The 20,227-nt window shown below is 64.2% G+C and carries 15 protein-coding genes; 8 read left to right on the forward strand and 7 right to left on the reverse strand.

From position 1 onward, the window contains the following. Positions 1–265 precede the first annotated feature (265 nt). Positions 266–3,430, reverse strand: a complete 3,165-nt coding sequence (locus ACQ4WN_RS25485) for a S8 family serine peptidase (protein WP_436554016.1) — start codon at positions 3,428–3,430, stop codon at positions 266–268. Between the two features lies 1 nt (position 3,431). Next, positions 3,432–4,247, reverse strand: coding sequence for an NF038120 family PEP-CTERM protein (locus tag ACQ4WN_RS25490; protein ID WP_436554017.1), 816 nt, complete (start codon positions 4,245–4,247; stop codon positions 3,432–3,434). Positions 4,248–4,683: 436 nt separating this feature from the next. Here ACQ4WN_RS25490 and ACQ4WN_RS25495 point away from each other — a divergent pair, with 436 nt between their 5' ends. Next, the gene (locus ACQ4WN_RS25495; protein ID WP_436554018.1) at positions 4,684–5,595 is read left to right on the forward strand and encodes a histidine kinase; all 912 of its coding nucleotides are present in this window, start codon (positions 4,684–4,686) and stop codon (positions 5,593–5,595) included. Next, positions 5,592–6,251, forward strand: a complete 660-nt coding sequence (locus ACQ4WN_RS25500) for a response regulator (protein ID WP_436554019.1) — start codon at positions 5,592–5,594, stop codon at positions 6,249–6,251. Before ACQ4WN_RS25495 ends, ACQ4WN_RS25500 begins: the two co-directional genes overlap by 4 nt. Positions 6,252–6,379: 128 nt before the next feature. On the opposite strand, the gene ACQ4WN_RS25505 is transcribed toward ACQ4WN_RS25500, so the two are convergent. Both ACQ4WN_RS25505 and ACQ4WN_RS25510 read right to left on the reverse strand, forming a co-directional pair. Beyond that, positions 6,380–8,854: a TonB-dependent receptor gene (locus tag ACQ4WN_RS25505; protein WP_436554020.1), complete on the reverse strand. Its 2,475-nt coding sequence runs from the start codon at positions 8,852–8,854 to the stop codon at positions 6,380–6,382. A gap of 92 nt (positions 8,855–8,946) precedes the next feature. Further along, on the reverse strand, positions 8,947–9,408 hold the full coding sequence (locus ACQ4WN_RS25510) for an Lrp/AsnC family transcriptional regulator (protein ID WP_034784295.1): 462 nt from the start codon (positions 9,406–9,408) through the stop codon (positions 8,947–8,949). 99 nt (positions 9,409–9,507) lie between these two features. Here ACQ4WN_RS25510 and ilvB point away from each other — a divergent pair, with 99 nt between their 5' ends. After that, positions 9,508–11,259 carry a biosynthetic-type acetolactate synthase large subunit gene (ilvB, locus tag ACQ4WN_RS25515; protein WP_436554021.1) on the forward strand — a complete coding sequence of 584 codons (1,752 nt, stop codon included), beginning with the start codon at positions 9,508–9,510 and terminating at the stop codon, positions 11,257–11,259. A 9-nt stretch (positions 11,260–11,268) separates the two neighbouring features. Here ilvB and ACQ4WN_RS25520 read toward each other — a convergent pair whose 3' ends face one another. After that, entirely contained in the window at positions 11,269–12,126 is an 858-nt protein-coding gene (locus tag ACQ4WN_RS25520; RefSeq protein ID WP_436554022.1) for a helix-turn-helix domain-containing protein, read from the reverse strand. A gap of 114 nt (positions 12,127–12,240) precedes the next feature. Between ACQ4WN_RS25520 and ACQ4WN_RS25525 the strand changes: the two genes are divergently transcribed. Genes ACQ4WN_RS25525 through bamE form a run of 5 tightly spaced genes read left to right on the forward strand, consistent with a single transcriptional unit; the run spans position 12,241 to position 15,691 of the window. Further along, positions 12,241–13,683 carry a cytochrome P450 gene (locus tag ACQ4WN_RS25525; protein ID WP_436554023.1) on the forward strand — a complete coding sequence of 481 codons (1,443 nt, stop codon included), beginning with the start codon at positions 12,241–12,243 and terminating at the stop codon, positions 13,681–13,683. Between the two features lie 35 nt (positions 13,684–13,718). Continuing rightward, entirely contained in the window at positions 13,719–14,180 is a 462-nt protein-coding gene (locus tag ACQ4WN_RS25530) for a GNAT family N-acetyltransferase (RefSeq protein WP_436554024.1), read from the forward strand. Continuing rightward, positions 14,177–14,536 carry a nucleotide pyrophosphohydrolase gene (locus ACQ4WN_RS25535; protein WP_436554025.1) on the forward strand — a complete coding sequence of 120 codons (360 nt, stop codon included), beginning with the start codon at positions 14,177–14,179 and terminating at the stop codon, positions 14,534–14,536. The genes ACQ4WN_RS25530 and ACQ4WN_RS25535 overlap by 4 nt, the downstream gene beginning before the upstream one ends. A gap of 49 nt (positions 14,537–14,585) precedes the next feature. Then, positions 14,586–15,386: a hypothetical protein gene (locus ACQ4WN_RS25540; RefSeq protein WP_436554026.1), complete on the forward strand. Its 801-nt coding sequence runs from the start codon at positions 14,586–14,588 to the stop codon at positions 15,384–15,386. Then, a complete protein-coding gene (gene bamE, locus ACQ4WN_RS25545; RefSeq protein WP_436554027.1) occupies positions 15,383–15,691 on the forward strand; it encodes an outer membrane protein assembly factor BamE domain-containing protein in 309 nt (102 codons plus the stop codon). The genes ACQ4WN_RS25540 and bamE overlap by 4 nt, the downstream gene beginning before the upstream one ends. A gap of 35 nt (positions 15,692–15,726) precedes the next feature. Here the strand turns inward: bamE and ACQ4WN_RS25550 are convergent, their stop codons facing one another. Then, on the reverse strand, positions 15,727–17,388 hold the full coding sequence (locus ACQ4WN_RS25550; RefSeq protein ID WP_436554028.1) for a methyl-accepting chemotaxis protein: 1,662 nt from the start codon (positions 17,386–17,388) through the stop codon (positions 15,727–15,729). Positions 17,389–17,830: 442 nt separating this feature from the next. Further along, a complete protein-coding gene (locus ACQ4WN_RS25555) occupies positions 17,831–19,984 on the reverse strand; it encodes a DEAD/DEAH box helicase (protein WP_436554029.1) in 2,154 nt (717 codons plus the stop codon). Positions 19,985–20,227 lie beyond the last annotated feature (243 nt).

The following is a 20,227-nucleotide window of genomic DNA, read 5'->3' on the forward strand; positions in this document are numbered from 1 at the left end:
TCGACGAGTGCCACGGCGGCGTCCTGCGGCGCTGCCCCGCGCAGCAGGGCGATGCTCGCCAGGCGTTGACGCTGGCTCAGTGCGGTGAACTGGGCGATGAAGGTTTTCCACTGGGCTTGCTGCATGGAAGACTCCCGTTTGTCTGCTATGTACCGTCAGACAGCAGGGCCCCAGGAAAATTCTCGGAATTCCCCTACTTATCGGGGACAGAGCCTAAAAAAAAGGCGTGCCCGAAGGCACGCCTTGCGTTCACACCTGAAACGGTTTAATGGGCCAGCACCGGCCTGGCACCGCGCGCATTCTGCAACAGCGGCACCGGGTCATTGGTATTGACCTCGACCACCGTGACGCCCTGCAGCACGCCAGCCACCTGGTAGCCGACGGCGCCCAGGTGACGCTTGCCTTCGGCCAGGTTGGACCAGCTCAGCGAGACAGTCGCGGTGCCGCCCGTGTAGCCGGTGCCCGGCATCAGCGCCTTGAAGCTGCCATTGTTCAAGCCCGGCGCCAGCACCCACGAGGACAGCGCGTACTCGGCCTGGCCGTTTTGCGGCGCGAAACCGATCACGCACACCTTGTACGTGCCGGCGGCGGGCAGGCGCAGTTCCACTTGCTCATTGGAACCTTCATTGCCGCTGCTGCCGACCAGCACATTGGCGGCGTTGTAGACCTCCATGTCCATGTCGGTAGTCGCGCCGCCCGTCGTTTCCGCGTCGTAGGTGGCAAAGCGCGCCGCCAGGGTGCCGGCCGGGATCACCACGTTGTGCACGTTCACGCCCGTGGCGCCACCGGCCTTGCAGGCAGCCGATGCGGCGGCGCCCGTCGACGCCTGGCCGATCGTGCGCGTCTCGCGCACGGCTTCAACCAGCCCCGACTTGACGCCCACCAGCGCGCCCGTGAAGCCCGTGCCCAGGGTCAGCACCTTGCTGCCCGTGGCCGCTTCGCTGCTGACCAACGCAATGGCAGCGAGCGAGGTGCCGCGCGCCGTCAGCGGGCTGCGCACCGTGTGCGTGCCATCGGTCCAGCTCAGGGCGCCGTAGGTCCAGGTATTGGCCGGCGCCGTGGTGCGCGTCAGCTTGACCTGGAACTGCCCCTTCGCGCCCGGCGCCAGGTTCAGGCTGGTTGGCGTCACCGCCACCGTATAGCCGGGCAGGCTGGCCGAGACGTTGTAGACGGCGCTGCTGCTGCCTACGTTGGTCACCGTGCGCGTCAATACTTGCGTGCCCAGCACGTTGGCCGCCGTCAGCGATGCCAGATTCAGGTTGTAGGCGGCGATGCTGCCGACGGCCTGGCAGGTGGCGGCAGTGTAGACCTTCAGGTTCAGGCCGCACAGGAAGCGCGCATAGTCGATTTCCGACATGTCATACACGAGACCTGGATCGGCCGCGCTGTTCGGCGCGATGTGGCCGGCGCCCTGGCCCCACGGCAGCTGGCCCGAGTTCTTCGCCGTGGCATCCCACGACACGGAACCGTTCAAGCCATCCGAATAGGTGCTGAAGGCCGTCGTCATCAGCGCCGACTTGATGGCCGCGGGCGACCAGTCCGGATGCTGCTGCTTGAGCAGCGCCGCCACGCCGGCCACGTGCGGGCTGGCCATCGAGGTGCCGGAATAGAAATCCCATTCGGCCAATGGCGCCACGCCCCCGGCAGCCACGGCATCGCGCTGCGCCTGCGTCAGGTCGGCCGTCACGCCGGCCAGCACGTTGGTGCCGGGCGCCGACAGGTCGGGTTTCAGGATGTTCGCGTTGGCCACGTTCGGCCCGCGCGAGGAACGGTCGCTGACAATCGGCGCCTGCACCGTGGTGTCGGGGATCGTATGCACTTCGCCCAGCGCCGCCGTGCCGTCGGGCGTCGCCGCCATGAAGGCCTTCAGCGCGTCGCCCTGCGCCTGCGCCAGGTGCACGGTCGAGAGCAAATGCGCCTGGTTGATGACGGTATTGGCGCCGCCGGCCACGTTAGCGATGATCACGCCCGCCGCGCCCGCCGTCTTGGCGTTCGCGCTCTTGTTGACCAGCACGTTGCCGCCGCGGTCGCACACCAGCACCTTGCCCGCCACTTTCGCCGGGTCCAGGTAGGCCGAAGTGGCATCGGCTACGCCGAAGCAGCGCAGCAGGTTGACATCCGTTGGCAACACGCCGTCCAGGCCCGCGTCGCGCGCCTGGATCAGCGGCAGCGCGGGCGTCTTCGCATTGCTCGATGCGCCTTCCAGCTTGGTGCCATTGCTGAGTATCACATTGCCCGCGTACAGGCGGTTGTGGGTGGAATTGGCCACCGTCGCCAGCCAGGGGCTGATGTGCGACACAGGCGCCGGCACGTCGGGCGCTGGCGTGGCCGGGCCGGAGTTGCCGCCGGATGTGGCGACAAAGACACCGGCTGCCGCCGCGCCGAGGAAGGCCACTTCCGTCGGTTCGTCGAAAGCGCCGCCGCCCGCGTTCGGGCCGATGGAAAAGTTGATGACATTCACGCCGTCCTTGACCGCCTGGTCGATGGCGGCCACGCTGTCGGCCGTGGCGCAGCCGTTGCGCCCCGTCGAGGCGGCTGTCCAGCAGACTTTATAGGCGGCGATGCGGGCGCGCGGCGCCATGCCCGACGCCTTGCCCAGCGACACGCCGCCCGAGGTGGCGATGGCGCCATTGTTGCCGCCGGCCGTGGATGCCGTGTGCGTGCCATGGCCGCCGTGCCCCGTCAGGCCGGCAACGGAATCGCGCGGCGATAAAAATTCCGTCCAGTGCAACGCCGACGTGGCGGCACGGTAGTAGCGCGCGCCGATCAGCTTATTGTTGCAATTGTCGGCGGAAAATCCTTCGCCTGTCTGGCACGTGCCCTGCCAGCTGGCCGGTGGCGCGCCGTACACGACGTTGTTGCCGCTGTGGCTGGGCACGCCGTTCTCGTCGAGGCGGTCGGCAAAGGCCGTATTCTCTGGCCAGATGCCGCTGTCGACGATGCCGATGATGATGTCTTCACCCGCGTGCGCCTTGCCGCCCAGCTGTTCCCATATGCCGCCCGGCTTGTCCAGCCCCAGGAAGGTGGGCGTGTAGCTGGTATCGAGCTGCAGGATGGAGTCGGCGCTGATGCTGGCCACGCCGCTGTTTTTCTTCAGGGCACGCACTTCATCGTCCGTCAGCAAGGCGGAAAAGCCGTTGAAGACGACGCTGTACTGGTGCGTGATTTCAGCCGCACTGACGGTACCGGCCACGGCGGCCTGTTTGGTGTCGAGGTAGCTCAGGTAAGCCTGCACATCGGCGGCGCCCACGTTGATGCGCGCCCCCGGAGCCGGCTTGGTGGCGGCCAGGCCGTTGACCTGGCCCGTGTAGGTGGCGGCCGGCTTGTCGACCAGCTGCACGATGTACGAGCGGCGTTCCTGCGCCTGCGCCGCTTGCGCCAGGCTGGCGGCCAGCAGGAGGATGCCGAGTGAAACGGGACGTAGTTTCATCTCACGCTCCTTGCACGGTGGACGCTGCAAACTTGCCGGTGCGGCGGCGCGACAGCATGCCGATGGCGCCCAGGCCGGCCAGCATCAGCATATAGGTCGACGGTTCCGGCACGGCGCTGATATTGATATTGTCGAGCGCAAACTGGCCCTGGTTAAAGGCGGGGAAATCGAGGGAATTGCTGCACGCGCCCGTGTCATTGAAAATGCAGGCATTGAAGGTCAGGCCCGTGAAGGCGTAGTTGCTGAAGCCGCTCAGCAGGGAAGCGCTCTGGAAATGGTAATTGCCATCGCTGCCCTGGCCGGGAAACGCCAGCGAGGTGCTGATCACCTGACCGTCGCTGAGGGTGCCGCTCAGCTGCAGCTGGCCCCAATTTATGTTGGGCAAGCCGGACACGGGCGCGATGAAGGAATAGTCGAAACCGGCCAGGGTGAATGCCTGGTGGTCGGCACGCGAGAAATTCACGCCGCCATCGTTGAGGATGGCCAGGTAGTTGCCGGTGGCGCCCTGCGGGCAGGCGGCGATATCGCACGACGAGCCCAGGCGGCCATCGAGGATGGCGCCCACGCCGCTGACGCCGCCGCCGGCTGCCGTGGTCGGATCGGCCAGGAACAGCAGGTTGTAGCTCGACGTATTGAGCGTCTGGCCGCTTTCATAGATATCGGGACGCAGCGTGTCGAAGCTCAGTACGCCGGCCATGGCCGGCGCACTGACCAGCACCGATACGGTGGCCAATGCGGCAAAGACGGTGGAGCGACCGCGGGTAGCGGGCGGATTGACGGTGGCGGGCGATACCCGCAGATGTGATAAACGATTCATTCTATTCCCTTGATTGTTGTGGATAGATAGGTCGGCAGGTCTGGCGCCCGCTTTCAGCTTTTTCACAAAAGTGTCAATAAATATAGCAAATTGCATAAAATAAATATCATATTTTTAATATCATTTATTTATTTTTTATCTAACTCGGCGAAACTTTGTTTTGTTTTATCTATGAAAGCTTGAGGAATCTCAACGTTACATTTGAACAACAATTCATCACACGGCTGACGTGCGCGCCAACGGACCGGCACGACTTCAGATAAGCTCGAAAACCGCGCTTGCCGCGTCGTCCTCTGCGTCACATCGCGGTACACCTGTTCCATCCTGGAACACTGCCTGGTCTGCCGGCGCTCCGCCAGACGCCCCCTGCGCCTCCTGTGCCGATGGCATGAAGCTTGCTCAACAAGGGGATCGACCGTGCTCAGGGAGCAGCATCATGGAACACTACCAACTGGCCGGCAGCGGCCGATCAGGCACGCGGCCGGCCTGGCGCAGCATCGTGTGCTGCGCGCTGGCGCTGGCTTTTTTCCTGCTGGCCGCGAGGCTAAACCTGGCCGAATGGCTGACGCATGCCCTTTGGCGCCAGGAGCACTGGCAACTCGATGAATTGGCCCTGAGCCTGCTGCTGCTGGTACTCGCGCTGGCCAGTTTTGCCGTGTGGCGCGGACGCCAGGTGGCCCTGCTGCTGGCGCAAAACCGCGCCCTCACGCAGCGCCTGCTGCGCGCGCAGGAAGAGGAACGCTGCGCGCTGGCGCGCGAGCTGCACGACGAAGTGGGACAAGACTGCACGGCCATCCGCGCCGCCGCCAGCTACATCCTGCGCGCAAGTGCCGGCGACCAGGCGAACGTGCAAGCGTGCGCCGCCAGCATCGCCCGCTCTGCGGAAGCGCTGCATGCGATGGTGCGCAGCATGCTGCGCCGGCTGCGCCCGCCAGTGCTCGACAGCCTGGGCCTGGAAGCGGCCCTGCAGACGCTGTGCGACAGCTGGGCGCAGCAGCACGGCATCGCTTGCCGTTTCGCCCCACACGCCATCCCCGCCGACCTCGACGACAGCATCGCCACGGCCATCTACCGCCTGGTGCAGGAAGGATTGACGAATGTGGCGCGCCACGCGGGCGCCGACCATGCCACGGTGGAATTGCGCGTCGACGCGCACGGCTTGCTGCACCTGGCCATCGAAGACAATGGCCAGGGTTTGCGCCAGGACAGGCAGCAGGATCCCGGTTTCGGCATGCTGGGCATGCGTGAAAGAGTGGCCGGCCTGCGCGGCCATATCCGCTGGATCAGCGCACTGGGCAACGGCTTGCGCATCGAAGTGGCCATGCCATTGACAACCAGCGCCGCATGAATATGGGCCCGATCCGCGTGATGCTGGTGGACGACCATCCGGTGGTGCGCACGGGCTACCGGCGCCTGCTGGAACAGGGTGGCGACATCGCTGTCGTGGCCGAAGCAGGCAATGGCGAAACGGCGTATGGCTTGTACCTGGAGCAGCTGCCCGACGTCTGCGTGACGGATTTGTCCATGCCCGGCATCGGCGGCCTGGAATTGCTGCGCAAGCTGCTGGCCCGCGATGCCGACGCGCGCGTGCTGGTCTTCAGCATGCACGACACGCCGCAACTGATCGCGCGCGCGTTTGACGGCGGCGCCTGCGGCTTCATCAGCAAGCAAGCCGACCCGGAACACCTGGTCGACGCCGTGCGCGCCGCCCACGCAGGCCGGCGCTACCTGGACCCGCACAGCGCACCCGGCGTACTGCTGGGCAAGGCCAACATGGAAGCGCAGCGCTTGAGCAGCCTGAGCCAGCGCGAATTCGAAATCTTCCGCCTGCTCGCCGAAGGCCGCAGCGCCGCCGACTGCGCCCGCCTGCTGCACGTGAGCAGCAAAACCGTGGCCAACCACCAGACTTGCATCAGGGAAAAGCTCGACGTGCCCGGCCCCGCCGCTTTGGTCCACTTGGCCTTGCGTAACGGGGTCATCGAACACGTTCAGCCGAATGCCTGACCAACCCTACTGCGCGGCGCGCTTTGCGGCCTGCGATGCTCACCGTACTAGAGTACGCTTGCGCTTCTTGGCCACAAATCCCATCCGCTCGCTACGGTTTTGTCAGGCATCTTGAGTGTCAAGAAAACCTAATTAAATACATAGCGCAAGCCCGCATTCACGCTGCGCGGCGCGCCGGCCGCATAGAACGTCGCGTTGACCATCGGATATGCACCGTTCACGGCGGGCAGTGGCCGGGCGGCAAAGTTGCCGTTGGCATCGAAGCCCGTCGCACCCAGCTGGGCCGCCGTCGCATATTTCCGGTCGAACAGGTTATTGATCTGGGCGAACACGCTGAGCTGCGGCGTCACCTGGTATTTGCCGCTCAGCTCCACCACGGCGTAGCCGCCGCTCTTGCCCGAACCCAGGTACGATGGGCCGCCCGCCTGGTGCTGGTTGTTTTCATTGCCGCGCGCATAGGCGCTGGAGACGGCTGTCATGGCCAGGCCCACCGTCCAGTCGCGTCCCACCTGGACATCCACGTGCGCCTTGAAAATATGGCTGGGTGTCAGGGGAATCCGCTTGCCCGGCGTGATGACGATATTGCCTTCCAGGCCGGGCGCGTCCGCGTCGCTGCTGCTGTTGGCGCTGCCGTTGACAAGCTCGCGGCTTTGATACGTCGCCTGCAGCCACGTGTAGTTGACGCCAAAGTCCAGCGCGCCCGCCTTGCCATCGGCCGCCAGTTCCACGCCCTGGTGGCGCGTCTTGCCGAAATTTTTAAAATAGCCGAAACCGGCCTGGTTATCGGCCACGAACAGGATATCGTCGTGGTTTTCCGCGCGGAACACGCCCGCGCTCCAGCGGGCCAGCTCACCCCACTTGCCGCGCACGCCCGTTTCCCACGTCTTCGTCACCACCTGTTTTAATGGCGGGTCGCCGGCCATGGCGTTGGGCAGGCGGCACGGGTTTTCCGGGTCGGCGCAACCGAGTTCGATGGCCGTCGGCGTGCGGCTGCCTTCGTTGTAACCGAGATAGGCGCCGATGCCGGACGCTGGTGCATAGGCCAGGCCGATGGCGGGATTGAAGCGGCTGAAACGGTGGTCGCCATCAAGCGAACCGCTGCTGCCGCCCGGCGTGATGGCATCGCGGTTGCGCACCGTGCTGCGGTTGTAGCGGCCGGAAACTGTCAAGGTCAATGCTTGATTGAACGCAATGCTGTCGCTCGCATACACGCTCCAGGTGCGCATGCGCCCGCTCAAGTCGACCCGGTTATCCACGGGCCTGCCGTCGTCGTCGATTTCCGTGCCGTCGGCAAAGAATGCGACGGGCGTGATGCTGCGGTCCGGGTTCAGGTAGCCGAACTGGCTGGTCTGGCGGAAGGTGGCATGGCTGGCATCGAAGGCCGCGCCGGCCGTGACGGCATGGCGCGCGCCCGCCACGTCGGCCAGCACGGTGAACTGGCCCGAAAAACCATAGTTTTCCTGCTGCGTGTGGCTGCGGTTGATCATGCCATTGCATTTTTCGGCCGGCTCATCGTTCAGCAACACATTGCCGATGCAGCGCCACTTGGGGAACGGCGTATTGCTTGCATTCGCCCCGCTGGCGGGAAAACCCGTGTAGCCAGCCGCCGCCAGCGCCGCCCGCTCGGCCGCACCAGGCTGGTAGACGGACTGGTCGAGGGACTCGTCGTTCAAGTCGCCGTTGAAGGTGTGCGTGTCGATCTTGCGGTAGTACACATTGCCGGACAATAGCAAGGCCTCGCTGGCCTGGTGCTTGCCCGTCAGGTTCAGCAGGGTCGACTTGTTCTGCGTCAAATCGGGCTTGGTGTACACGCTGCGGTAGTCGCGCGCCAGCAGGCGCTGGTCCTGCAAGCCATTGCCCGTCAGCGCATTGTCCGCGTGCGCCACGGTGGCGGCAATGTCCGTGCGCGCATCGCTCCAGCCCAGCTTGCCAAACAACTGGCGCACGTCCGACGGTGAATCGTCGCGCCAGCCATCTTCCTTGAAACGGTTGCCCGTCACATACCAGTGCCAGCCCTGCGTATTGCTGCCGCCATGTTCAAACTCGACGGCGCGCCGCTGGTGCGAGCCCAGGCGCGCCTCGATGGCGGTGCCAGGATTGCTCTTGCCATCCTTGGTTTGCAGGGCCAGCGCGCCGCCCAGGGTGTTGAGGCCGAACAGGGGATTCGAGCCGGGCATCAGGGTCAGCGAGGCTATCGCCATGCGCGGGATCAAGTCCCAGCTGACGACGTCGCCAAACGGCTGGTTCAGCCGCATGCCATCGAGATACACGGACAGTCCTTGCGGCGTTCCCAGCAAGGGCGAAGCCGTATAGCCGCGGTAGCTGACGTCGGGCTGGAACGGGTTGTTCTGCACTTCGTTCACGTAGACGCTGCCCAGGTTGCGGCGCAAAAAAGCCGAGATATCGAGCGCGCCGCTGCGGGCGATCTGCTGCGCGCTGGCCGTCTGCACGGGCGCGGCCAGGGTATCGCGCGGCTGCTCCACGGTAGGCAGCGGCATGCTGCCCGTGATGATGACGGTGGGCAAGTCGCCCGCTGCGGCAGGCTCGGCGGCCTGCGCCTGGCACAGCGCCATGGCAGCGGCGGCGAATAAAGTCAGTCTCATGCGTATCCCCGATTTATAGTGGTATTTATTACTGTCCAGTATCGGGCAGCCAACAGGGATGAGCTAGGGAAAAACTCCCGCCGTGCAGGAAGCTAACGCTGTAAAGGCAAGTAGCTCTGCTTGAGCTGGCGCAACACAAAGCTTGATTTGCTGTGGCGGATGCCGGGAATTTTATACAGGCGCTCGCGCAGCAGGCGTTCGTAGTCGCGCGTGTCGCTGACGGCAATGCGCAGGTAGTAATCGTAGTCGCCGGAGACGAGAAACGCTTCCAGCACTTCCGGGATCATGGCCAGCGCGTGGCCGAATTCGAACAGGGCCTGGTCGGAATGGTCATCCAGCGTGACTTGCACGATGACGGTATCGGCCAGCCCCACCTTGGCCGCGTTGACGTTCACCGTGTAGCCCTCGATGACGCCATCGTCTTCCATGCGCTTGATACGCGCCCAGCATGGCGATGAAGTCAGGCCCACCTTGGCGCTCAGCTCGTGCAGGCTGATGCGGGCATCCTGCTGCAAGGCCGTCAGGATGGCGAGGTCGAATTTATCTAGCTTCATTCTGTCATATCCTTATTTCACAGCAAATTTTACTGAATATCGCATTTTATACGAGAAAACCAGCAGCCTTTTCTGCCGGTGGAAGCAGAAAATAGACCCATGAAACCCGATCCCGCTCCCCTCCTCGCTCCCGCCCACGATCTTGCTCCGCGCAACGGCGCCAGCGTCCTCATCGACACCCTGCTGGCGCTCGGTGTCGACACCGTCTTTGGTTATCCGGGCGGCGCCGTGCTGCCCCTGTATGACGCGCTGCATGCCCAGCCCCGCTTGCGCCACGTGCTGGTGCGCCACGAACAGGCGGCCGTGCACGCGGCCGAAGGGTATGCGCGCAGCACGGGCCGGCCCGGCGTGGTGTTCGTCACCTCCGGCCCCGGCATGAGCAATACCACCACGGGCTTGCTCGATGCCCTGTGCGATTCGATTCCCGTCATCTGCATCAGCGGCCAGGTGGCCACCACCAGCATCGGCACGAACGCCTTCCAGGAATGCGACGCGCTGGGCATTTCGCGCCCTGTCACCAAGTGGAACCGGCAAATCAGCACGGCCGACGAGACGGCGGCCGTGGTGCAGGAAGCGTACGCGCAGGCCACGCAGGGAAGGCCCGGCCCGGTGCTGATCGACTTTCCCAAGGATATGCAGCTGGCCCCCGTCGCGGCAAGTACGCCGCTGCCGCCCGCCACCGCCGCAGCGGCCGCGCCCCTGCCCGACAGCACTGACCTGGAACGGGCCGCCAGCCTGATCGCCTCCGCGCGCCAGCCCGTATTCTATGGCGGCGGCGGACTCATCAATTCCGGCCTGGATGCCTGCGCCGCGTTCGGCCAACTGGCGAAAATGGCGGCCGCGCCCTGTACCTTAACCTTGCTGGGCCTGGGCGCCTTTCCCGCCTCGCACCCGGCCTTCCTGGGCATGCTGGGCATGCACGGCACCCTGGAGGCGAACTTGGCCATGCACCATGCCGATCTGATCGTCTGCGTCGGCGCCCGCTTCGACGACCGGGTCACGGGGCGGCTGGACGCCTTCTGCCCTGGCGCAAAGATCATCCACATCGATATCGACCCGGCTTCGATCGGCAAGGTGGTGCGCGCCGACGTGGCTTTGCGCGGTGATTGCGCGCCCGTGCTCGCCGCCCTGCTGGCGCAGCTGCGCGGACGCTTGCTGGCGGATCGCCAGCCGTGGTGGCGGCGCATCGATGGCTGGCGCGCGCAGGACTGCCTGGCGTTCGACGACACGCCAGGCGTCATCGCGCCGCAGGCGCTGATGCAGCGGCTGCAGGCAGCCCTCGACGGACACGACGCCATCGTCTCCACCGACGTGGGCCAGCACCAGATGTGGGCGGCGCAGCACTTGCGTTTCGAGCAACCGCGCCGCTGGCTGACGTCGGGCGGCGCCGGCACCATGGGCTATGGTTTGCCGGCCGCCATCGGCGCGCAGGTCGCCCACCCGGATGCCTGCGTGGTGTGCGTCAGCGGCGACGCCTCGATTTTGATGAATATCCAGGAATTGGCCACCGCCGTGCAGCACCGCCTGCCCGTGAAAGTGGTGTTGTCGAACAATGGCACCATGGGCATGGTGCGCCAGTGGCAGGAACTCATCCATGGCGGGCGCTACAGCCACAGCTACATGGAAGCGCTGCCCGATTTCGTCGCCCTGGCGCGCGCGTTTGGCTGGCAAGCGCACACGGTGAGCCGGCGCGAGGAACTCGACGCAGCGCTGGCGACCTGCCTGGCATCAAGCGGCCCGTATTTTCTCGACGTCCGCGTGCATGGCGCAGAAAACTGCTTCCCCATGATGGCGCCCGGCGCGGGCCACCATGAAGTCACCTTGGCGAAAGGCGTCGTCTATACCGGGTAAAAACCCCGTTTAACTCCATACGCGATAAACCCAGTAACTTTCATCCTCGCGGCTGGCGCGCGCCAGTTCGGTGGGGCTCAAGCCCGTGATGGCGCGCACCTCGCGGCACAGGTGGGCCTGGTCGGCGTAACCGCCCTCGGCCGCGATATCGCTCCATGAGGCATTACCTTGCAGCATGGCCTCGCGCGCATCGAGAAACGATTGTTCCGCGCGGCGCATGCGGCGCAGGGTGCGCATGGGCTGGCCGGCCCAGGCCTTGATGCGGCGCTCGATATTGCGCGCGCCACTGGCCAGGCCCGTCGATGCCGCTTGCACGCCCAGGCGGCGCACCCAGTCCTGTATGGCGCCGGCCGGATGGTCGCCGCTTTTGCGCGCCACCGCCCAGCGCGGTGCCAGGAACGCTTCCACCAGCGCGATGCGCGCCGCGTCGTCGGGTGCGGCCAGCACCGCGTCGGACAGCGCCAGCCAGTCGGCGTCGAACAGGGGTTCGAGCGGACGCACCTGGTCGAACAGGACAGCCATGTCGATGCCCGTCAGCGCATGCAGGGCGGCCGGATACAGCATCACCATGAACGAGTGCACGGGGCCGGGGTTGTAGCTGACCAGTGGATAGCCGCGCGGGCCGCTGAACAGGGCGGGCGGCATGCGCACATGCAGCAAGTCGGGGCCGGGCGCCGCCGCCTCGACCTCGCCCGCGACGGTCCACAGCAGGCAGCACATGGGCGTGGCGGGAAAGCGGTTCAGGCGCTGGGACGGTGGCAACGGCGCGCAGCCGGTAGTGTCGCGCACGAGGAAGGCGCGCACGCAGGAAGCGAGCGCGGCGCGTGGCGCGATCAAGCGGGTCAGGGGCGTAGGGGCGGCAGGCATGGCGACGATTGTACCGGCAATTTCTGGCTGCGCGCGATGTCGTATTCGTTCAAGACGCGGGCGCGCAAGCGCGCTACAGTCATGTCATCGTTCCCACTGAAACAGGAGCTTGCCATGCCACCACTTGACCACGCCGCCGCGCCCGCCACCACGCCGATCCTGCGGCAGATCCGCCAGTTACCGGGGCCTTTCGCCCTGCCCATCATCGGCAACGCGCTGCAAGTGAAACTGCCGCGTATCCACCGCGACGTGGAAGGCTGGGTGCGGCACTATGGCCCCTACGTGCGTGCCTGGTTCGGCCGCACCCTGGTGCTGGTGGTGGCCGACAGCGAAGCCGTGGCAGCCGTGCTGCGCGACCGCCCGGACGGCTTCCGGCGTCCGCTGTCGAGCTATATCGTGTCCGAGGAAATGGGTGGCAACCCCGGCCTGTTCCTGGCCGAGGGCACGCAATGGCGCAACCAGCGCCGCATGGTCATGGCCGGCATGGCGCCGGGCGCCATCAAGGCGTATTTCCCCGCACTGGTGACGGTGGCGCAGCGCCTGCAGCGACGCTGGCATCTTGCCGCCACGCAAGGCCAGGCGATCGGCCTCGATGGCGACCTGAAACGCTACACGGTCGACATCATCGCCGGCCTGGCCTTCGGCACGGCAGTCAATACGCTCGAATCGGGCGAGGACGTGATCCAGCGCCACCTGGACGCGATCCTGCCCGCCGTGGCGCGGCGCAGCCTGTCGATGCTGCCGTACTGGCGCTACTTCAAACTGCCCGTCGACCGGCGCCTGGACCGCGACGTGGCCGCGCTGGACGTGGCCGTGGCCGACCTGGTGCGGCAAGCGCGTGCGCGCCTGGAGCGCGATCCCGCGCGGCGCTTGCGCCCGCCCAACCTGCTCGAAGCCATGATCGCCGCCGCTGACGAAGCCGATAGCGGCGTGGACGACCGCGCCGTGGCCGGCAATGTCCTGACCATGCTGCTGGCCGGCGAAGACACGACGGCCAACACGCTGTCCTGGATGATTTACCTGCTGCAACGCCATCCGCACACGCTGGCGAAGGCGCGCGAGGAAGTGCGGCGCCTGGCACCCGACGTGGCGCACTTCACCCTGGCGCAAATGGACAGCCTCGACTACCTTGGCGCCTGCGCCAGCGAAGCCATGCGTTTGAAACCGGTGGCGCCCTACATCCCGCTCGAAGCGCTGCGCGACACGGTGGTGGGGGACGTGGCCGTGCCCGCCGGCAGCATGCTGTGGTGCGTGATGCGCCATGACAGCGTCTCCGATGCGCACTTTCCCGATGCGCAGGCCTTCCAGCCCGAGCGCTGGCTGGAAGACAGCAGCGAGGCCAACAACAAGCGCGCCGCCATGCCCTTCGGCGCCGGTGTACGCACCTGCCCCGGCCGCTATCTGGCCTTGCTGGAAATCAAGATCGCCATGGCCATGCTGCTGGGCAGCTTCGACATCGCCGGTGTCGATACGCCCGATGGCGGCGAGGCGCAGGAACTGATGGGTTTCGTGATGTCGCCCATCGGCCTGACGATGCGCCTGGCGCGGCCGCAGTGATACCATGGGGGAAGTCCCATTCATTCGACCTCCCCATGACTATCCGCCTGGAATCGCCGCAGCAAGCCGACGTGCAAACCCTGATCGCCGAGCTTGATGCCTATCAACAAACCCTGTATCCGGCCGAGTGCGTATATTCGCTGGACCTGGCGTCCGTGCCGCCGGACAGCCTGCTGTTTGCCGTCGCCCGTGATGCGGCGGGCACGGCGCGCGCCTGCGGCGCCATCGTCGTCACGCCAGCCTTCGGCGAAGTCAAGCGCATGTATGTGCACCCGGACAGCCGCGGCCTGGGCCTGGCAAAGCGCCTGCTGGCCTTGCTGGAAGAACAGGCGCTGGCGCGCGGCTGCCGCTTGCTGACGCTGGAGACGGGCATCCACCAACCGGCAGCCATCGCCCTGTACGCACGCCACGGCTATCAACAGCGCGGACCGTATGGCGACTATCCCGACGATCCGTTCAGTGTCTTCATGGAAAAACCGCTGCAGGTGGCTGCATGAATGCGCCCGCCGACAGCCTGACGGACATCCGCGCGCGCCTGCGCGCCTTTGCAGGGGAACGCGACTGGGACCAGTTCCACACGCCGAAAAACCTGGCCATGGCCCTGTCCGTGGAAGTGGCGGAACTGGCCGAGCACTACCAATGGCTGCCCACGGGTGCGGACAGCGAACTGGACGAGGCGAAACGCACGGGCATCCGCCACGAACTGGCCGATGTGCTGATGTATCTGGTGCGCCTGGCCGACAAGAGCGGCGTCGACCTGCATGCAGCCGTGCTGGAAAAGATGGTACTGAACGCGCAGAAATACCCGGCGCAGCAGGTGCGCGGCGACGCGCGCAAATATAGCGAATACTGATATACCCACGCGTGCGTGGCTGCCGCGTAAAAAGGCGTAGCATCAAGCCATGCGCATCCCTCTCTCCCTGCTGCTTGCTGGCTTGCTCGCTGGTTCACTGTACTGCACAGTTGCACTGGCGCAAACTGCGCCCGTGCCGCAAGTGAAAGTCGATGCCACGCGCGACCCCGTGGATAAATCCTACCGCAAGATGCTGCAGGGTGTGGATCGCTTCGAGCGCGACCATGCGCTGGCGCCGCAGGCGGTGTTGCGCTTTCGCTTGCTGCCACGCCAGCCCGGCGTGGACATGACGGGCGTGCAGCTGCGCATCGCCGGCGATACCGTCAGCATCCCGTTAGCATTGACGCAGGACAACAGCTTTGCCCCCGTGCGCCATGCGCAAGCCGCGCGCGAGGATGCCGTCCTGATCGCCAACCGCAAGGCTTCCAGCATGAGCTGGCGCGCGCAGGTCATCACGCCCGGTTTGCCGCCCGGCACGCGGCGCCTGGGCGACTTGCGCCTGGAATGCCGCGCCGGCATGGATTCCGGTCTGATCTCGAACGACCAGCAAATCATCGCCTGGCTGTCCAGCATGCTCTACAGCACCGACAAGGTGTGTTCCGAGCCGGACGGCAATTATCTGTTCTTTACGGAGCGTCCCCTGTTCGGCGTGACCCTCGTGCATGGCGAGCGTCGCCTGGCCCTGCCGTTCACCATGCTGTACGCGGGCGGCGAGCAGACGCCCGCCTCGCTGCCCTATTGCGATTGCCAGGTCTTGCTTGACCGCACGTATTACGCGCCCCTGTGGGATGCCAGCTGGCCCGACGATACCTTGCTGGAATTTACTTACATGGACGAGGTGGCGCCATGAAATGGCTTGCTGTCTTTGCGCTGGTGCTGCTCGCCGCCTGCTCCGGCACGCGCGCCTTGCAGGCAAGCAAGAGCGTGCCGTACGCCACCCTGGAACAGACGGTGCAGCCGGGCAGCAGCACGCGCGAACAGGTGCGCGCCGCGCTGGGAGACAGCACGACCATCCGTTTCGACAGCGGCAATGAAGTGTGGATGTACAGCTACCCGGCCGCCGCCGGCGTGCAGGGCGAGTATGTCATTTTGTTTGGCGGGGATGGGGTGGTGAAGAAGGTACGCAGCGGCCAGGTGTACCAAGTGCGCAAATGACCCCCGCCAGCGTTGCGCTGGCGGGGGTGGCATGCTTATCTTGCCTTCAGCAAGGCCCGAGACGCCACGCCAGCGCCCGCGCTGGGGTTGCGGCCTACGCCGGCAGCCTTGCGCCTGGGCGACGCCTTCAATTTGAAAATGCCGATCGACTGGGCCACGCTGTCGGTGCGCTGCGCCAGATTGGTGGCAGCCGCAGCGGCCTGCTCCACCAGCGCCGCATTCTGCTGCGTGATGCCATCCATCTGGATGACGGCCTGGTTGACTTGCCCGATGCCCTGGTTCTGCTCGCGCGTGGTGGAGGAAATCTCGTCCATCACTTCCGTCACGCGGGCCACCGAAGCGATCACTTCCGCCATGGTGGCGCCCGCATTGCTGGTCAGCACACTGCCCGCATTCACCGTGGCGATCGAATGGTCGATCAGATTCTTGACTTCCTTGGCCGCCGTTGCCGAGCGCTGCGCCAGGCTGCGCACTTCACCGGCCACAACGGCGAAGCCGCGGCCATGCTCGCCCGCACGCGCCGCTTCCACGGCCGCGTTCAAGGCAAGAATGTTCGTCTGGAAGGCGATGCCGTCGATCAGGCCGATGATGTCGAGAATCTTGCGCGACGAGGTGCTGATTTCATTCATCGTGGTGACCACTTCGCTGACGATGGTGCCGCCTTTGGCCGCGACGGTGGATGCCTGCGTCGCCAGGTTGTTGGCCGTGGCCACGTGGTCGGCGCTGTTTTGCACCGTGGATGTCAGTTCTTCCATGCTGGCCGCCGTCTGCTCGAGGCTGGAAGCCTGCGATTCCGTACGGCTGGACAGGTCCATATTCCCGGTGGCAATTTCCGCCGTGGTGATGCGGATATCCTCGAAATTGGCGCGCACGTCGCCGATGATGCTGTGCAAATTGATATTCGTCTGGCGCAAGGCCGCCATCAATTGGCCCATGTCGTCGTCGCGCACTTTGTCGATCACGCCCGTCAAGTCGCCACCGGCCATCTTGCGCGCCACCGTGATGGCCTCGCCCAGAGGCGCGACCAGCGAATTGTGCAAATGGGCCCAGAAATACAGCATCAGTGCGACGGCGGCAGCAGCAGCGCCGCTGAGCCAGCCGCGCGTGGCCGTGCTCGTATCGCCATCGATATTCCACACGGCGCAGCCGAGGATGGCCAGCACCACGCCAAAGACGATGCAGTGCAGGGCCAGGTCTTGCGACAGGCTCAGCTTGCGCCACTCGGCCAGCTTGGCGGCCCAGCCCTGGCGCACGACGCGGCCCTTGCGGATCGCCAGCCTGGCATTGTTGCCATCTTTAAAACTTTTATACAGGGCTGCCGCTTCGTTGATCTGCTCGCGCGTGGGCTTGGTACGCACGGACATGTAGCCGATCGGGCGGCCGTTCTCGATGACGGGCGTGATATTCGCAAAGACCCAGTAGAAATCGCCATTCTTGCAACGGTTCTTGACCATGCCGGTCCAAGGCATGCCCGTCTTGATGGTATCCCACAGGTCGGCAAACGCTTCAGCCGGCATATCGGGATGACGCAGAATATTTTGTGGCGCACCCAGCAGTTCCATTTCTGAAAAACCGCTGACTTCAATGAAATACTGATTGGCGTAATTAATGTTTCCCTGTAAATCCGTGGTGGAAACAATCGTCATGCCTTCATTTAATACGTATTCATTTTGCGTGATAGGCGTATTGACCCGCATCGTCGCTCCTCTATTTTTTTCAACTAGCATAACAAAAACATAAAAACAATATACCACATCAAGCACCGGCAAGATATCGCCAAGGCGACAGTTACGCTGGTCAAACAATTTAATAAAAGTTAATTTATTTATGTTTTACAATTTACTTTGATTCAACTTAATTGGTTTTATTGAAATGCGAAATTCAAATTGCGTGCAGATAAAATAATTAATAAAAAATTATGTATTGATGCGGAAGGCAATAAATAGGGTGTTTGCACCGATAAAAAGACGCGCAAGCATTGCGATAAAGGCCTGCACATAGCGACGCCTGCCGGCAAGCATAAGGCGGCGACAATGTTCATTTCTTGAGAGAAAATAAAAACTGGCGCGAATGCGCCAGTGGGGGAACTGTCTCCAATCCGCGACACAGGCGCCGGGGAGGCGCCTGGGAAGCGATGGCTTACTTGAACGTTTTACGCGGTGGCGACTTTGGACGCGCTGGCGCAGGTTTGCGCTCCGTCGTGCCGTCATCGAGGCTGATGCGCAATTTCTGGCCCGAGACCACGACCGATTTCAGGTGGTCGAGGATTTCCGGCGGCATACCTTCCGGCAGGTCCAGCACGCTGTAGTTGTCAAAGATATCGATGCGGCCGATATGCTTGGCTTCCAGGTTCGCTTCGTTGGCGATGGCGCCGACGATGTTGCTTGGCGTCACAGCGTGCTCACGGCCCACTTCGATACGGTACGCCGTCACGCCCGGGCGTGGACGTTCCTTCTTCGGCGCGCGCGGCGCTGGTGCTGCGTCGCTCGCATCGGCCGGCGCATCCTTGAACGCTGGCGCGGACTTGGCGGCAAACGGCTTGCGTGGCGCGGCTGGCGGCGCCAGGTCCGGTGCGTCGCCGTCACGGCTGATGCGCAGCTGCTGGCCCGCTACCCACACGGTTTTCAGCTGGTCCAGCAATTCTTTCGGCATGCTGTCTGGCAAGTCCAGGACGCTGTAGTCGTCATAGATTTCAATGCGGCCGATGTTTTTCGAATCGATGCCCGCTTCGTTGGCGATGGCGCCCACGATATTGCCCGGTTTCACGCCATGCTGATGACCTACCTCAATACGGAAAGTTTGCATGCCGGCGTCGGCTGGACGTTGAATGCGTTCCTTTTTCGGGAAGGCCGGGCGTTCGCTGCGCTCGTTACGTTCGAAGCGGTCGCCCCGTTCCGGACGGTCATTGCGCTCAAAACGGTCTTGGCGCACAGGACGGTCGTCTTGCCACGTGGCTTGCTCGCGCGCCTTGTTCTTGTCCAGCAGCAGCGGCGTATTGCCACGCGCCATCTTCGCCAGGGCGGCGGCGATTTCGATGGCGGGAATGTTTTGCTCGCGTTCGAAATCTTCGATCAGCGACTGGAACTGCTCCAGTTCGCCCAGAGCCAGGGTTTCGCTGATCTGTTCCTTGAACTTGGCGATACGCACGTCGTTGACGGCCTGGATCGTCGGCAGTTCCAGCATGCCGATCGGCTGGCGGGTCGAGCGTTCGATGGCTTTGAGCAAGTTCTTTTCACGCGGGGTGATGAACAGAATCGCTTCGCCGCTGCGGCCAGCGCGGCCCGTGCGGCCGATACGGTGGGTATAGCTTTCCGGATCGTGCGGCACGTCGTAGTTGACGACGTGGCTGATGCGCTCGACGTCCAGACCGCGGGCGGCCACGTCGGTTGCCACGAGGATGTCGATCTTGCCGTCTTTCAACTGCTGGATCGTGCGCTCGCGCTGCGCTTGCTGAATGTCGCCATTGATGGCGGCAGCCGAGAAGCCGCGGGCTTGCAGCTTGCCGGCCAGCTCTTCCGTGCCCAGCTTGGTGCGGGCGAAGATGATCATGCCGTCAAACGCTTCTGCTTCCAGGATACGGGTCAACGCGTCGAGCTTGTGCATGCCCGACACCAGCCAGTAGCGCTGGCGGATGTTGTCGGCCGTGCCCGTCTTGGCGGCAACCGTCACTTCGGCCGGGTTCACCAGGTACGTCGTGGCGATGCGCTTGATGACGGAAGGCATGGTGGCCGAGAACAGGGCCGTTTGATGGCCATCCGGCGTTTCTTTCAAGATACGTTCGACATCGTCGATAAAGCCCATGCGCAGCATTTCATCGGCTTCATCCAGCACCAGCGTCTTCAGCTTGGACAGGTCGAGCGAACCCTTGTCCAGGTGATCGATGACGCGGCCAGGGGTACCGACGATGACGTGCACGCCGCGGCGCAAGGCCGACAGTTGCGGACCGTAGCTTTGGCCGCCGTAGATCGGCAGCACGTGGAAGCCGGGGATGTGGGCAGCGTACACCTGGAACGCTTCGGCGACCTGGATGGCCAGTTCGCGCGTCGGTGCCAGGACCAGGGCTTGGGGTGAGCTTTGTTTCAGATCAATGCGCGACAGAATAGGCAAGGCGAAGGCGGCGGTCTTACCCGTGCCTGTTTGCGCCTGGCCCAGCACGTCGCGGTTAGCGAGCAACAATGGAATCGTGGCCGCCTGGATAGGCGACGGTGTTTCGTAACCGACATCCTTGAGCGCGCGAATCAGCGGCTCGCTCAGGTTAAGGTCGGAAAATAAGGAAATTGGTGTATCAGACATGAAATCACTCACAAGTTCGCTCGAATCGCCCAATGCGAAAGAGTGTATCTGCTAGTTTACTCTTTACTGGCCCTTACCGGGTGGCTGCATGCCGCAGAACGCCGTTTTTTGCGGCATATGGACCGAAAAAAGGCAGAAAAAACGGTGATCCGCCCGCAATTGGCGCATGATTTAGCTAACTTTTGCCAACATTAAACGATACACAACAATGTGCCGCCCGCGCTTGTTCTGCGCGGCAACGGC

Source organism: Janthinobacterium pasteuri (assembly GCF_051380775.1).
Lineage (GTDB): Bacteria > Pseudomonadota > Gammaproteobacteria > Burkholderiales > Burkholderiaceae_D > Janthinobacterium.

What these genes read in the sequence shown, in the direction of transcription:
- ACQ4WN_RS25485 (WP_436554016.1), bottom strand. Translation starts at nt 3,430, where the DNA reads ATGAAACTACGTCCCGTTTCACTCGGCATCCTCCTGCTGGCCGCCAGC.
- ACQ4WN_RS25490 (WP_436554017.1), bottom strand. Translation starts at nt 4,247, where the DNA reads ATGAATCGTTTATCACATCTGCGGGTATCGCCCGCCACCGTCAATCCG.
- ACQ4WN_RS25495 (WP_436554018.1), top strand. Translation starts at nt 4,684, where the DNA reads ATGGAACACTACCAACTGGCCGGCAGCGGCCGATCAGGCACGCGGCCG.
- ACQ4WN_RS25500 (WP_436554019.1), top strand. Translation starts at nt 5,592, where the DNA reads ATGAATATGGGCCCGATCCGCGTGATGCTGGTGGACGACCATCCGGTG.
- ACQ4WN_RS25505 (WP_436554020.1), bottom strand. Translation starts at nt 8,854, where the DNA reads ATGAGACTGACTTTATTCGCCGCCGCTGCCATGGCGCTGTGCCAGGCG.
- ACQ4WN_RS25510 (WP_034784295.1), bottom strand. Translation starts at nt 9,408, where the DNA reads ATGAAGCTAGATAAATTCGACCTCGCCATCCTGACGGCCTTGCAGCAG.
- ilvB (WP_436554021.1), top strand. Translation starts at nt 9,508, where the DNA reads ATGAAACCCGATCCCGCTCCCCTCCTCGCTCCCGCCCACGATCTTGCT.
- ACQ4WN_RS25520 (WP_436554022.1), bottom strand. Translation starts at nt 12,126, where the DNA reads ATGCCTGCCGCCCCTACGCCCCTGACCCGCTTGATCGCGCCACGCGCC.
- ACQ4WN_RS25525 (WP_436554023.1), top strand. Translation starts at nt 12,241, where the DNA reads ATGCCACCACTTGACCACGCCGCCGCGCCCGCCACCACGCCGATCCTG.
- ACQ4WN_RS25530 (WP_436554024.1), top strand. Translation starts at nt 13,719, where the DNA reads ATGACTATCCGCCTGGAATCGCCGCAGCAAGCCGACGTGCAAACCCTG.
- ACQ4WN_RS25535 (WP_436554025.1), top strand. Translation starts at nt 14,177, where the DNA reads ATGAATGCGCCCGCCGACAGCCTGACGGACATCCGCGCGCGCCTGCGC.
- ACQ4WN_RS25540 (WP_436554026.1), top strand. Translation starts at nt 14,586, where the DNA reads ATGCGCATCCCTCTCTCCCTGCTGCTTGCTGGCTTGCTCGCTGGTTCA.
- bamE (WP_436554027.1), top strand. Translation starts at nt 15,383, where the DNA reads ATGAAATGGCTTGCTGTCTTTGCGCTGGTGCTGCTCGCCGCCTGCTCC.
- ACQ4WN_RS25550 (WP_436554028.1), bottom strand. Translation starts at nt 17,388, where the DNA reads ATGCGGGTCAATACGCCTATCACGCAAAATGAATACGTATTAAATGAA.
- ACQ4WN_RS25555 (WP_436554029.1), bottom strand. Translation starts at nt 19,984, where the DNA reads ATGTCTGATACACCAATTTCCTTATTTTCCGACCTTAACCTGAGCGAG.